Origin of the sequence: Stappia sp. WLB 29, from assembly GCF_023507705.1 — a bacterium.
Lineage (GTDB): Bacteria > Pseudomonadota > Alphaproteobacteria > Rhizobiales > Stappiaceae > Stappia.
Map to the genome: position 1 here is coordinate 247,081 of NZ_JALBGD010000007.1, position 13,769 is coordinate 260,849.

Genomic DNA, 13,769 nt, shown 5'->3' on the forward strand with positions numbered 1-13,769 from the left:
GGCTCAGGACCCGTATCCGCTTGCCCGCCCAACGCCAGACCACGCAGGATCGCCTTGACCGGAACCGCGAGCCCCTTGCCCGACACACATCCCGCCAAACCGGCGCTGGCGCTGGTCGCCCATGACGCCCGCAAGGAGGAAATGGTCGCCTTTGCCCGGGTGCACGAGGACAAGCTCGGCTCCTTCCGCCTGGTGGCGACCGGAACGACCGGCGGGCGGATCCTCGAAGCCTGCCCCGGCCTGACCATCGAGCGGCTGAAGAGCGGCCCGCTCGGCGGCGACCAGCAGATCGGCGCGATGATCGCCGAAGGACGGCTGCAGGGGCTGATCTTCCTCGTCGACCCGCTGTCGCCCATGCCGCACGATGTCGACGTCAAGGCGTTGATGCGCCTTGCCCTCGTCTACAACATCCCGATGGCGCTGAACCGGGCGACGGCCGATATCCTGCTGCGCTCGGCCCGTCTTGCCGGGCTGCCCACCACCTCGACCACTCCCGAGATCATACCCCAGGCGTGATGACCCTTTCCCCGCCCAGTCTCCGCGGTTTTCGCTTTCCCGTGCTGGTCGCCGACATCGGCGGAACCAATGCGCGTTTCGCGGTGGTCACCGACACCCATGCGGCGACCAGGGTCTACGGCTCGGTGCCGACGGCCGGCTTTCCCGGGCTTGCCGAGGCTGCCATCGCCACGGTGCTGGACCACACCTCGGTGATGCCGCGCACTGCCGTGCTCGCCGTGGCGGGCCCGGTCGCCGGCGACCGCATCCCCATGACCAACGCCGACTGGGTGATCGAGCCGCTGGAACTGATCCGCCGGCTCGGCCTGGAAAGCGTCGTGGTGCTCAACGACTTCGAGGCGCAGGCGCTGGCGCTGCCAGGACTGGAGGGCGAGGACATCCGCCGGATCGGCGGCGGGACGGCACAGGCGAACGGCGCCAAGGTGGTTCTCGGCCCCGGCACCGGTCTTGGTGCCGCGGCGATGATCCACACGGCCGGCACCTGGATCCCGATCCCCGGCGAGGGCGGCCATATGGAACTCGGCCCCGTCTCCGAGACGGACTACCGGGTCTGGCCGCATATCGAGCGGCAGGAGGGCCGCATCGGCGCGGAACGCATCATCAGTGGGTCCGGCCTGTTGCGGCTGTCGCGGGCCGTGGCGGCTGAGGCAGGGACCGAGCGCGCCTTCGAGCGCCCGCGCGACGTGACCGAGGCCGCCGATGCCGGCGACGAGATCGCCCTGCGCACGATGGACATCTTCGTGCGGGCGCTCGGCCGGGTGGCCGGCGACTTCGCCCTCACCTTCCTGGCGCGCGGCGGCGTCTTTCTCGGCGGCGGCATTCCCGGCCGCATCGACACCTACCTGGCCCATCCCGCGTTTCGAGCCTCCTTCGAGGCAAAGGCCCCCCATTCCGCGCTGCTCGCCACGATCCCGACCTTCCTGATCCGCCATAGCAATCCGGCGCTGGAGGGCCTTGCGAGCTTTGCCCGCACCCCGACGCTCTTTGCGGTGGAGCTTGAGGGCCGGCACTGGAGCCTCGGCGGCGCAACAGGCCCTGCCGCGACCCCGGAATGAGCGAGACTGCCGCAACGCGCCCGCCGCTTCCCATCGATGCGGTGCTGCCGGACCTGCTCGCCGCGCTCGACGCGCACACCTCCTGCGTGCTTGTGGCCGAACCCGGCGCAGGCAAGACCACGGTTGTGCCGCTGGCCCTGCTTGACGCCAAATGGCGCGGCGACGGGCGCATCATCGTGCTGGAGCCCCGGCGGCTCGCGGCCCGCGCAGCGGCTGCCCGCATGGCCTCGCTGCTCGGCGAAGAGGTCGGCGGACGGGTCGGCCTCAGGGTGCGGCTGGAGACGAAGGTCTCGGCCCGCACGCGCATCGAGGTGGTCACCGAGGGCGTCTTCACCCGGATGATCCTCGAGGACCCCGAACTTTCGGGCATTGCCTGCATTCTCTTCGACGAATTCCACGAGCGATCGCTGGACGGCGATCTCGGCCTTGCCCTGGCGCTCGACGCCCAAGGGGCCCTGCGCGAGGACCTGCGCATCGTGCCGATGTCCGCGACCATCGATGCGGCAGGCGTTGCCAGCCACCTCGGCGGTGCGCCGGTGATCCATTGCGAGGGACGCAGCTTTCCGGTCGAGACCCGCTATCTCGGGCGCGACGGCGACCGGGACATCGCAGCTCAAGTGGCGAGTGCGGTGCGCAAGGCGCTGGCGGAAGAGACCGGCTCGATCCTCGCCTTCCTGCCCGGGCAGGGCGAGATCCGCCGTGCCGCCGACATGCTCGGCCCGCAACTGCCGGCCGATACCGATCTTGCCCCGCTCTACGGCGCCCTCACCGGGGCCGAGCAGAGTGCCGCCATTCGCCCGGCGGCAAACGGCCGGCGCAAGGTGGTGCTCGCCACCTCCATCGCCCAGACCTCGCTGACCATCGAGGGCGTGCGCGTCGTCATCGACAGCGGGCTTGCCCGGGTGCCGGTCCATGAGCCCGCGACCGGGCTCACCAGGCTCGCGACCGTACGTGCCTCCCGCGCCGCCGCCGACCAAAGGCGCGGCCGTGCCGGGCGCATGGAGCCGGGCATCTGCTATCGCCTGTGGGACGAGGCGCAGACCGCCTCGCTGCCGGCAGACGACAGGCCGGAGATCCTGGAGGCCGATCTTTCCAGCCTGGCGCTCGACCTTGCCGCATGGGGCGTGAGCGATCCGGCGGCCCTGCGCTTTCCCGACCAGCCGCCGGCGGCCGCCTGGAGCGAGGCGGTCGGCCTGTTGCAGCGGTTGGAAGCGCTCGACGGCACGGGACGGCTGACGATGGAGGGCGAGCGCATGCGCGCCCTGCCCCTTGCGCCTCGGCTTGCGCATATGCTGGTGCGGGCAGGCGAAACGGGGGATGCTCGGCTTGCTTGTGAGATCGCGGCCCTCCTTTCCGAGCAGGGGCTCGGCGGGCGCTCGGCGGACCTGCGCCATCGCCTTGCAGACTTTCGCCGCGCCCGCGATCCGCGCAGCGCGGCCGCACGCGGCATGGCCCAGCGCTGGCAGTCGCTGATCGACAAGGGGCCGAGCGCGAAGACGACTTCGTTGGCAGCAGGCGACACGGAAGCGGCCGGCAGGCTGCTGGCGCTCGTCTATCCCGATCGGGTGGCGCAGGCGCAGGACGGGCGCGGCGGTTTCCGCATGGCCAATGGCCGGGGCGGGCGCGTCGACGAGGCCGATCCGCTGGCGCGCGAGCCATTCCTCGTCGTCGCCGACCTGCAGGGCAATGCCGCGCGCGGCCGCATCCTGCTGGCCGCCCCGATCTCGCGCGAAGAGATCGAACAGCTGTTTGCCGGCGAGATCGAGGACGAGGTTCAGGTCGCTTGCGAGGCCTCCGGCTCTGTCCGGGCCCGGCGGCTGCGCCGCTATCGCCGGCTGGTGCTGCGCGAGGCCGTCGAACCCAATCCCGATCCGGATGCCGTCGCCTCAGCTCTCCTTGCCTTCCTCAAGGCGCGCGGCGCGCGTGCCCTGCCCTGGAGCAAGGCCCAGGCGACCCTGCGCGCCCGCGTCGTAACTTTGCGGGGGCTATTGCCGGCTGCCGAGGCCGAGGCTTGGCCGGACCTTGGCGACGACGCTTTGAGCGAAACCATGGACGAATGGCTCGGCCCCTATCTCGCCGGGGTGCGCAGCGCCTCCGCGCTCGATGCCGAGATGTTGGGCAATGCGCTCGCCGCCCTGCTGCCGCAGCACCGGCTGGGTGAGCTCGACCGGCTGCTGCCGAGCCATTTCTCGGCCCCCTCGGGCTCGCATGTCCCGATCGACTACGACCGCGAGGAAGGGCCCACTCTGCCCATCCGGGTGCAGGAGCTTTTCGGCCTCGACCGGCATCCCGCGATTGCGGGAGGCAGCGTGCCGTTGATCCTGGAACTGCTGTCGCCGGCCCACCGGCCGATCCAGATCACCCGCGACCTGCCCGGCTTCTGGCGCGGATCCTGGGCCGCGGTGAAAGCGGAGATGAAGGGGCGCTATCCCAAGCACCCCTGGCCCGACGATCCGCTTTCGGCTCAGGCAACCAACCGGGCCAAACCGCGCAAGTAGCGCAAGCTCGGCCCGGCAGTCCGTGAGTGTGCCTCAATCTTCCTCGGCCATGGCGATGAGGCTGGCATTGCCGCCGGCCGCCGCCGTATTGATCGAAACAACCTGTTCGAGCGCAAAACGGCCGAGATAGGCCGGGCCGCCAGCCTTCGGGCCGGTGCCGGACAGGCCCGATCCGCCGAAGGGCTGGGTGCCGACCACCGCACCGATGGTGTTGCGGTTGACATAGACATTACCGACCGACAGGCGGTCGACGACGGCCGCCACCGTCGCGTCGATGCGGCTGTGCACGCCGAGCGTCAGGCCGTAGCCGGTCGCGGCGATGGTCTCCAGCATCTTCGGCAGGTCGGACGCCTTGTAGCGCACCACATGCAGGATCGGGCCGAAGGTCTCCCTGGTCAGCGCGTCAGGCCGGTCCAGCTCGACGATATGCGGCGCCACCCAGGTTCCGCGCGCCAGCGTGCCGCCGGGCGCTTCGCCGGCATAAAGCACCTTCTGGCTCCGGCGCATCTCCTCGGCATGGGCGAGCAAGCGGTCTCGGGCATCGAGATCGATCACCGGGCCGATATCGGTCGCCGGGTCCGCCGGATCGCCGAGCGACAGTTCGCTTGCCGCGCCCTTCAGCATCTCCAGCTGCTTGTCCGCGACATCTTCCTGCAGATACAGCAGGCGGAGCGCGGAGCAGCGCTGGCCGGCGGAGCGGAAGGCCGACATCATCACGTCGTCGCAGACCTGCTCCGGCAAAGCCGTCGCGTCGACCAGCATGGCGTTGATGCCGCCGGTCTCGGCGATCAGCGGCACAATCGGACCGCGCTTGGCCGCGAGCGACCGGTTGATCGCCCAGGCGGTCTCGGTCGAGCCGGTGAAGGCGACGCCGGCAACGCGCGGCTCAGCGACCAGCGCCGCGCCCAGCTCGCGTCCGCCCGGCGCCAGCAGGAACACGTCCTCCGGCACGCCGGCAGCATGGATCAGCTTCGCCGCCTCGAAGGCGATCAGCGGGGTCTGCTCCGCCGGCTTGGCGATGACCGCATTGCCAGCCAGGAGCGCTGCGGTGATCTGGCCGAGGAAAATCGCCAGCGGGAAGTTCCAGGGCGAAACACAGACGAAGACGCCGCGGCCGCGCAGACGGTAGCGGTTCTCCTCGCCGGTCGGTCCGGGCATCAAGGTGCCTTCGCCGAACTGCTTCACCGCCTCGGCCGCGTAGTAGCGGCAGAAGTCGACCGCCTCGCGCACTTCGGCAAGGCCGTCGGGCAGGGTCTTGCCGGCCTCGCGGGCGAGCAGCGCCATCAGCCGGGGCGTTTCCGCCTCCAGCATGTCGCCGAGACGGGCAATCGCCGCGGCGCGCTGGTCGACGGGCGTGCGCGACCAGCGGGCAAAGCCCTTGAGCCCTGCATCGAACATCGCCGGCACTTCGTCGGCCGTCGCCTCGCGCACGGTGCCCGCGCGGGTCGCGCCATCGACCGGCGACAGGACCGAACGTTCGTTGCCGCGCGCCTTGGCGCCCGGATAGAGCGGACCTGCGCCCTCGACCTGGCGCGGGGCCTTGGCCATGTCCTCGACCAGCCGGGTGCGGTCGCGGGCAAGGCCGAATTCCAGACCCTTGGAGTTGTTGCGGCTCTCGCCGTAGAGCGCGGCCGGCAGCGGGATCCGCGGATTGCGGGCACGGGTACCGCCGGCCAGAAGGTCATGCGGGCGAGCCAGAAGCCGCGAGATCGGCACGGAGGCATCGCCCACCGCCGAGACGAAGGACGAGTTGGCGCCGTTTTCCAGCAGGCGGCGAACCAGATAGGCGAGCAGATCGCGATGGCCGCCGACCGGCGCATAAATGCGGCAGGGATGCCCGTCGCGCTCGGTCACGGCCTTGTACAGGCTCTCGCCCATGCCGTGCAGGCGCTGGAACTCGAAGCCGCCCTCGTTGCCGGCCATGGCGATGATCTGCGCGACCGACAGTGCATTGTGGGTGGCGAATTGCGGGTAGATGCGCGGCCGCGCGCCGAGCATCGACCGGGCGCAGGCGAGATAGGAGAGGTCCGTTGCCGCCTTGCGGGTGAAGACCGGGAAGTCCTCCAGGCCGCGCTCCTGCGCACGCTTGATCTCGGTGTCCCAGTAGGCGCCCTTGACGAGGCGCACCATGAAGCGGCGATCCAGCCGCTCGGCGAGGCCGATGATCCAGTTGACCGCTTCCAGTGCCCGCTTCTGATAGGCCTGGATGGCGAGACCGAACCCGTCCCAGCCGGCGAGCGAGGGGTCGGCGGCAACGGCCGCGAAGATGTCGAGCGAGATCTCAAGCCGGTCGGCCTCTTCCGCATCGACGGTAAAATTCAGATTGTGGCGCTTGGCCGCCTGGGCAAGCTTGAGAAGCTGTGGCACCAGTTCGTCGCGCACGCGGCTGCCCTTCACCGCCTCGTAGCGCGGATGCAGCGCGGAGAGCTTGACCGAAATGCCGGGACGGGCGGGCAACTCGCCCTTGCCGGCGGCCGCGCCGATGGCCTCGATCGCATCCGCATAGGAGCGGAAGTAGCGCTCGGCATCGCCGGCCGTGCGGGCGCCCTCGCCCAGCATGTCGTAGGAATAGCGGTAGCCCTTGGCTTCCTGCCCCTTCGCCCGCGACAGCGCGCCCTTGATCGTCTCGCCGAGCACGAACTGGTGGCCGAGGATGCGCATCGCCTGACGCGTCGCCGCACGCACCGCCGGCATGCCCATGCGCTTGACCAGCGAGGCGAGGATCGTGTTGGGCTGCTCGCCCGGATGCAGCAGGCGCGAGGTGACGCCAAGCGCCCAGGACGAGGCGGACACCAGCCAGGTGTCGGACGGGCCACCCTCGGACTCGTCGAACCGGGCGGCAGCCAGCTTGTCCTCGATCAGCTTGTCCGCCGTTGCCGCGTCCGGCACACGCAGCAGCGCCTCGGCCAGCACCATCAGCGCCAGGCCCTCGCGGGTCGACAGGCCGTATTCGCGCAGGAAATCCTCGACGCCGCCGAGACCGCCGATGGCCGAGCGGATCGACTGGATGTAGCCGGAGGCGATGTCGTCGACCCGCGCCTCGGTCGCCTCGTCGAAGGCGACCTTGCCAAGCAGGCTGCGGACGGCACTGTCGTCGGAGGGCGCAAAGGTGGCGCGGAAGGGAGAAAGATCGGTCTGCGACAGCGCGGCGGGCGCGCGTTCCGGGGCAAGGCTCATGACGGCTCCAGGACAAAGGAGGACACGCTCGCGGCGGACGATCCGTCCAGCCGCCTCATCCCCCGAAGAAAGTCTCGCCCTTCGGGGATTTATTCCATTATACTGCCGGATATGCCGTTAATTCCGTCAAATATTGGCATTCATAATGGAATATAACCCGTGAAATCGGAAATCACCGTGCAATCCACGGATCTGGATCGCATCGACCGCCGCATCCTCGAAGTGCTGCAGGTGGACGGGCGCATCACCACGACCGACCTTGCCGCCAAGGTGAACCTCTCCCCGACCGCCACGGCCGAGCGGATGAAGCGGTTGATCCGCGAGGGATACATCCTGCGCTTTTCCGCCGAGCTCGACCCGCTGCGCCTCGGCCAGGGGCTCCTGGTGTTCCTGCAGGTCAAGCTTGACCGGACGACGCCGGACGTCTTCGACGCCTTCGCGCGGGCCGTGAAGCGCGTGCCGCAGGTGCTCGAATGCCACATGGTGGCGGGCGGTTTCGACTATCTGGTGAAGGCGCGCGTCTCCGACATGGCCGCCTATCGCAAGCTGTTGGCGGATGCGGTACTGGACCTTCCGGGCGTCCGCGAAACGCATACCTATGCGGTGATGGAAGAGATAAAGGACACGCACGTGCTGCCCCTGTAGCTGCCGGCGACGTCGAAAGCAGGCACGGTGGCGTCACGAAGCCGTGTGTTGACCGTCATCGCAAGCGCTTGCGACACCATGCGAAACGGGAAGGGGAACTCCAGATGACCATCATCCGCCTGCTGTCGCGGCCTGTGCGCGGCGCCCTGCTGGCCGCAGCGCTGACCCTGCCGCTCGCACCTCTCGCGAGCCGCGCCGACGAGACCGTGGATCCGGCCGACTGGACCGATGTGCTGGCGAAGGCGAAAGGGCAGACCGTCTACTTTCACGCCTGGGGCGGAGAGCCGCGCATCAACGCCTATATCGCCTGGGCGGGCGAACAGCTTCAGCAGCGCCACGGCATCACGGTGGAGCAGGTGAAGGTTGACGACACCGCCAATGTGGTCGCGCGCATCGTCGCCGAGAAGGCTGCCGGACAGGAGAGCGGCGGCGCCGTCGATCTCGTCTGGATCAACGGCGAGAATTTCGTGTCGCTGAAGAAAGCAGGCCTGCTGATGTCGCCGGGCTGGGCGACAAAGCTTCCGAACTGGCCGCTGGTCGATGTGGAGAACAAGCCGGCGGTCGTCACCGACTTCACCGAGCCCACCGACGGCCAGGAAAGCCCGTGGGGATTGGCCAAGCTCGTCTTCATGCACGACACGGCAACGCTGACGCATCCACCCAAGACGCTTGCCGAGCTTGCAGAGTATGCGAAGGCCAATCCGGGCCGCTTCACCTATCCGCAGCCGCCAAACTTCCACGGCTCGACCTTCCTCAAGCAGGTTCTGGCCACCACCATCGCGAACCGCAGCAAGCTGTCGCACCCGGTCGACCCGGCAAGCTTCGAGGCCGACGTCGCTCCGCTCTTTGCCTATCTCGACACGCTTCATCCCTACATGTGGAGGCAGGGACGCGCCTTCCCGCAGAACCAGCCGGCCCTGCGCCAGTTGCTGGCCGACGGCGAGATCGACATCGCCTTCACCTTCAATCCGGCAGGCGCCTCCGCCGCAATCGCAGCCGGAGAGCTGCCCGACACGGTGCGCACCTTCGTGCTGGACGGAGGCACTATCGGCAATGCGCATTTCGTGGCCATTCCCTTCAACGCCAATGCCAAGGCCGGTGCGCTCGTCCTTGCCGACTTTCTTCTGTCGCCGGAAGCCCAGGCGCGCAAGCAGGACCCGGCGATCTGGGGCGACCCGACCGTGCTCGCGGTGGAGCGGCTGGAGGCGGCCGACCGCGAACGCTTCACCGCGCTCGATCTCGGCATTGCCACCCTGTCGCCGGAGGAACTCGGACCGGTGATCGAGGAGCCGCATGCAAGCTGGATGGTGGAGCTGGAGCGCGCCTGGAACGCTCGCTACGCCTCGCAGTGAGCACGCTGCATCCAAGGCCCGTCCGACCATGCTGAGACTGGCACCGGTCCTCACTCTGGCCATGATGCTGGGGCCGGTGGCGGCCGGGCTCCTCGGCACGCTGCTGCCGGCTGCCGGCTATGTGCCGGTGCTCGGCGGCACCGCGGTATCGCTCGAACCGCTGCGCATGTTCCTCACCCAACCCGGCATCGGAATGTCCGCTGCGCTGTCGCTCAGCACCGGGCTCGTTGCCACGTTCGGAGCGTTTGCGGCCGTGGTCGTGTTCACCGCGGCCTTCGAGGGCACCCGCTTCTTTCGTGCGCTGCGCCGGCTGCTATCGCCGCTGATGGCCGTGCCGCATGCGGCCGCTGCCTTCGGCCTTGCCTTCCTCATCGCCCCGTCCGGCTTCGCCATGCGGCTGCTGTCGCCCTGGGCAACCGGTTTCCAGCGCCCGCCGGATCTGCTGATCGTCGGCGATCCCTTGGGGCTGACGATGACGCTCGGGCTGATGGCGAAGGAAATCCCGTTCCTCTTCCTGATGCTCGTTGCGGCCCTGCCGCAGGCCGACGCCCTGCGTAGCCGACGGGTGGCGGCGAGCCTCGGCTATGCGCCGGTCGCCGCCTGGCTGACCACCGTATTGCCGCGCGTCTACCCGCAGATCCGTCTCCCGGTCTTCGCCGTGCTTGCCTATGCCACCTCCGTCGTCGACGTGGCGCTGATCCTCGGCCCGACCACGCCGCCGCCGCTCGCCGTGCGGCTGGCTGCATGGATGAACGATCCCGACCTGTCGCAGCGCTTCATGGCATCGGCTGGTGCGATGACGCAGCTCGGCCTCAGCCTCTTCGCCATCCTCCTGTGGGTCTGCGGCGAAAGGCTCGCCGCGAAACTCGGCCGCCTCTGGATCGAGAGCGGCCGGCGCAGTGCGGCGGAAGAGCTGTCCGCCGCCCTTTCGGGAGCCGCGATGGTGATGCTTGCAGGCGCGATGCTTGCCGGTCTTGCGCTCCTGGCGCTGTGGTCGATAGCCGGGCCCTGGCGGTTCCCCGATGCGCTGCCCCATCACCTGACACTGCGGGCATGGACGATGCACGCACACGCGGCAGAAGATGCGATCATCACCACCGTCGCCGTCGCCCTGCCGGTGGTCGTCGTGGCGATCACCCTTGCCCTCGCCTGCCTGGAAAACGAGACGCGCGACGGCCTCACCGTCCGGCACCGCTCGCTGCCGCTGCTCTACCTGCCGTTGATCGTGCCGCAGATCGCCTTCGTCTTCGGCCTGCAGGTGCTGTTCCTGACGGCAGGATTGCACGACACGCTCTTTGCCGTCGCACTCGGCCATATGGTCTTCGTGCTGCCTTACGTCTTCCTGGCGCTCTCCGACCCCTGGCGTGCGATCGATCCGCGCTACGGCCATATAGCCGGAGCCCTCGGCGCTTCACCAACCCGGACCTTCTGGCGGGTGCGGCTGCCGCTCGCACGCAAGGCGGTGGCAACCGCCGCCGCGCTCGGCTTCGCCGTCTCCGTCGCGCAGTATCTGCCGACGCTGCTGATCGGCGGCGGACGCATCTCCACCGTCACGACCGAAGCCGTGGCGCTGGCCGCAGGCGGCAACCGGCAGCTCGTCGGCATCTATGCGCTTTTGCAGATGCTGCTTCCCTTCGCCGCCTTCCTGCTGGCGGCGGCAGTCCCCGGCATCGCCCATCGCCACCGCGCGGAGAACGAGGCCACTGCATGACCGAAGCCCTCATCTTCGACAAGGTCGAGATCACGCTCGCGGGGCGCGATCTCATTTCGCTCGACCGCAGCATTGAGCCGGGCGAGGTGCTGACGGTGATGGGGCCGAGCGGCATCGGCAAGTCGACGCTGCTCGCCCATGCAGCGGGGTTCCTGGATCCGGTCTTCGCGGCCCGTGGCCGGGTATTGTCCGGCACGACGGATCTCACCGGCCTGCCGCCGCACCAGCGCCGGCTCGGCCTGCTGTTCCAGGATCCGCTGCTGTTTCCGCATATGAGCGTCGGCGAGAACATCGCCTTCGCGCTGCCGCCCGAATTGCACGGGCGCACAAGACGACGGCAGGCCGTGGCGACGGCACTCGCCGATGTCGAGCTGGCCGGATTCGAGACCCGCCACCCGGCCACCCTGTCAGGCGGGCAGAAGGCGCGTGTCGCCCTGATGCGCGTGCTGGAAGCGCAGCCTCGGGCGCTGCTGCTCGACGAACCGTTTTCCCGGCTGGATGCCGCATTGCGCGATCAGATCCGCCAGCTCGTTTTCGCCAAGGCACGCGAACGCGGCCTGCCCGTGCTTCTCGTCACCCATGACCGGGCGGACGCGGAGGCCGCCGGCGGTCCGGTCGTCGACTACGGCTGAGACCAGCCTTCCCTCAGCCGGCCGCGTCGGCAGGCTGCGACTGGAGCAGGCCATAGCGCTCGATGCCGATCTGCTCGATCAGCTGCAGCTGGGTCTCCAGATAGTCGATATGGGCTTCCTCGTCGGCCAGAAGTTCCTCGAAGAGGAGCTTCGAGACGTAGTCGCCGGCCGCGAGCGTCACCTCGCGTGCCTCCTTGTAGAGGGCGCGGGCGGAATACTCGCCGGCGAGATCCGCCTCCATCACGTCCTTCAGCGATTGGCCGATGCGCAGCGGATCGAGGCTCTGCATATTCGGAAAGCCGCCAAGAAACAGAATGCGGTCGATGAGCCGGTCGGCATGCGCCCGCTCCTCCATCGACTCCTCCAGCTCCTTCGCGGCCAGCTTGCCATAGCCCCAGTCGTCCAGCATGCGGTGATGCAACCAGTACTGGTTGACGGCGGTCAGCTCGTGCCGGAGAGCCTTGTTGAGATACTCGATTACCCTGGCATCACCCTTCATCGGTGCTCTCCCCCCCAGCCGGCGACGTGCCCTTGTCCGCCGGTGCTTCCTCGTGAATGATCGGTATGACGGTGCTGAAGCAGCTGCCGCAGCGCGGGCGCTTGCCGAGCGCGCGAAACACCGCGCCCGGCGTCACGACCACCCGGTCGGGACCCGATTGCAGCTCTCGCGCGGCCTTGCGCAACTCCTTGTCCGTCAGGACATTGCAGGAACAGACGATCACGTTGGATCCCGGCCGGCCTCATCGGCTGGCCCTCTTTATAAAGTTGAACTTTCGACACTACATATGGGACGCTCCGGCGCGATGCAAACCCGTTGCCTTGCGTATCTCGCAACACGATGTCCCGCCGCAGGGCCGATGTCACCGCGCCTTTTGCCCCGACGCCACCGCAACGCACATTTTCTTCAATGAACATCAATGGCTTGATACCAATCCAGAACAAAGCGCGGGTGCCGGCATTTCGGCTTAACCGGCAGCAGCAGTCGGTGTCTCGCGCCTTTCCGATATCCTCGTCAAGAGGTGCAAAGCCTCGCGTAGGGGCAGAGGACTACTGCACCTGTCCCCAGTTGAGTTCGACACCGCAAACGTCAAGATTGCTCGGCCTGGTCACGCCAGGATACACTCAACTTCCCGAAACATTCTTCCCTTCAGATGCGTTTCACCAATCCGATCAAGCATATACCTCAATAACTACAATTTTACACTTCGTGGTCATAACTCTTTCCCTAGCGAAATTGCGAACGATCCTGCAAGCAAGGGAAGAACGGTCATGGGCCTGCTTTCGCGTCTCAATCTGGTTTCCATCGTATCCATGGCCGCGGCACTTATGATTGTGCTCGCTCTCGGTACGGTCGGCACGGTCATGTACATGGTGATCTCGGACCGCATCATGCACGACGCCGTCACCCGGCAGGACGCAAGCTTGCGCGTCGCCGCGACCATCGTGGGGAGCGAGATGCCCGGTACGACCGTCACCTGGAGATCGGACGGCAATGTCGATCGCGTGGTCATGGAGAGCATTCCCGACGAGATTTCCGATCACACTATGATCGACAAGATCGGACGCATGACTGGAGAGACCGTCACGGTTTTCAAGTGGGATCAGGAAAGCCGCGACTTCTGGCGCAAGACCACCAACATCATCAAGCCGGACGGCGACCGTGCCGTCGGCACGCCGCTCGGCCAGAACGGCGCCGTCTATCCGGTGGTCACCAAGGGCGACACCTATCGCGGCGAAGCGGTGATCCTCGGCACGCCCTACTATACGATCTACGCGCCGATCTATGCGCCCTCCGGCGAGATCTCGGGCATTCTCTATGCCGGCGTGCGCAAGTCGACGATCAACGCCCTGATGGATGCAGTCACCAGCAAACTGGTTCTTGCCTTCCTGCCGATCCTCGTGGTCGCTGTCGGCGGCATGGCACTGCTGACGCGCCGGTTGCTGAAGCCGATCCCCCAGCTTGCCGAGATCGCCCATCGCATCGCCGACGACGATCTGGCCGTCGAGGTGCCTTACACGTCCCGCAAGGACGAGATCGGTCAGCTCGGCTCGGCCATCGACGTCCTGAAGGCGCGCGCGCTCGACCGGCAGAAGCTGGCAGCCGACCGCGAGACCTCCGTCGGCGAAAGCCGCCGCCGCCAGAGCGAAATCGACGGGCTCATCGCGGACTTCCGGGACAAGGT

General features: G+C 67.9%; 11 protein-coding genes. 8 read left to right on the forward strand and 3 right to left on the reverse strand.

Annotated elements, in window-relative coordinates; genetic code table 11:
* The first annotated feature begins 75 nt into the window (after positions 1-75).
* From MNI96_RS15175 to hrpB, 3 genes are read left to right on the forward strand one after another with little or no spacing between them, the layout of a single operon-like run.
* Positions 76-516 (forward strand): methylglyoxal synthase, encoded by a 441-nt coding sequence (locus tag MNI96_RS15175; protein WP_283776504.1) that lies wholly within the window; start codon positions 76-78, stop codon positions 514-516.
* Positions 516-1,571 (forward strand): glucokinase, encoded by a 1,056-nt coding sequence (gene glk, locus MNI96_RS15180; RefSeq protein WP_249694478.1) that lies wholly within the window; start codon positions 516-518, stop codon positions 1,569-1,571. The genes MNI96_RS15175 and glk overlap by 1 nt, the downstream gene beginning before the upstream one ends.
* Positions 1,568-4,069 (forward strand): ATP-dependent helicase HrpB, encoded by a 2,502-nt coding sequence (hrpB, locus tag MNI96_RS15185; protein WP_249694479.1) that lies wholly within the window; start codon positions 1,568-1,570, stop codon positions 4,067-4,069. The genes glk and hrpB overlap by 4 nt, the downstream gene beginning before the upstream one ends.
* A gap of 33 nt (positions 4,070-4,102) precedes the next feature.
* On the opposite strand, the gene putA is transcribed toward hrpB, so the two are convergent.
* Positions 4,103-7,246 (reverse strand): bifunctional proline dehydrogenase/L-glutamate gamma-semialdehyde dehydrogenase PutA, encoded by a 3,144-nt coding sequence (gene putA / locus MNI96_RS15190; protein WP_249694481.1) that lies wholly within the window; start codon positions 7,244-7,246, stop codon positions 4,103-4,105.
* 177 nt (positions 7,247-7,423) lie between these two features.
* On the opposite strand from putA, the gene MNI96_RS15195 reads away from it, so the two are divergent.
* The 4 genes from MNI96_RS15195 to MNI96_RS15210 all read left to right on the forward strand — a co-directional run bounded on the left by MNI96_RS15195 (position 7,424) and on the right by MNI96_RS15210 (position 11,586).
* Entirely contained in the window at positions 7,424-7,891 is a 468-nt protein-coding gene (locus tag MNI96_RS15195; protein ID WP_249694483.1) for an Lrp/AsnC ligand binding domain-containing protein, read from the forward strand.
* Positions 7,892-7,995: 104 nt separating this feature from the next.
* Positions 7,996-9,243 carry an ABC transporter substrate-binding protein gene (locus MNI96_RS15200; protein WP_249694485.1) on the forward strand — a complete coding sequence of 416 codons (1,248 nt, stop codon included), beginning with the start codon at positions 7,996-7,998 and terminating at the stop codon, positions 9,241-9,243.
* Between the two features lie 28 nt (positions 9,244-9,271).
* On the forward strand, positions 9,272-10,954 hold the full coding sequence (locus MNI96_RS15205; RefSeq protein WP_249694487.1) for an ABC transporter permease: 1,683 nt from the start codon (positions 9,272-9,274) through the stop codon (positions 10,952-10,954).
* Positions 10,951-11,586, forward strand: coding sequence for an ATP-binding cassette domain-containing protein (locus tag MNI96_RS15210; RefSeq protein ID WP_249694489.1), 636 nt, complete (start codon positions 10,951-10,953; stop codon positions 11,584-11,586). Before MNI96_RS15205 ends, MNI96_RS15210 begins: the two co-directional genes overlap by 4 nt.
* Before the next feature lie 13 nt (positions 11,587-11,599).
* Here MNI96_RS15210 and bfr read toward each other — a convergent pair whose 3' ends face one another.
* Entirely contained in the window at positions 11,600-12,085 is a 486-nt protein-coding gene (bfr, locus tag MNI96_RS15215) for a bacterioferritin (RefSeq protein WP_158194853.1), read from the reverse strand.
* Entirely contained in the window at positions 12,075-12,308 is a 234-nt protein-coding gene (locus MNI96_RS15220) for a (2Fe-2S)-binding protein (protein ID WP_249694491.1), read from the reverse strand. Before MNI96_RS15220 ends, bfr begins: the two co-directional genes overlap by 11 nt.
* Before the next feature lie 547 nt (positions 12,309-12,855).
* Here MNI96_RS15220 and MNI96_RS15225 point away from each other — a divergent pair.
* Positions 12,856-13,769: methyl-accepting chemotaxis protein (locus MNI96_RS15225; RefSeq protein WP_249694493.1), on the forward strand; the 914-nt coding region annotated here is incomplete at its 3' end.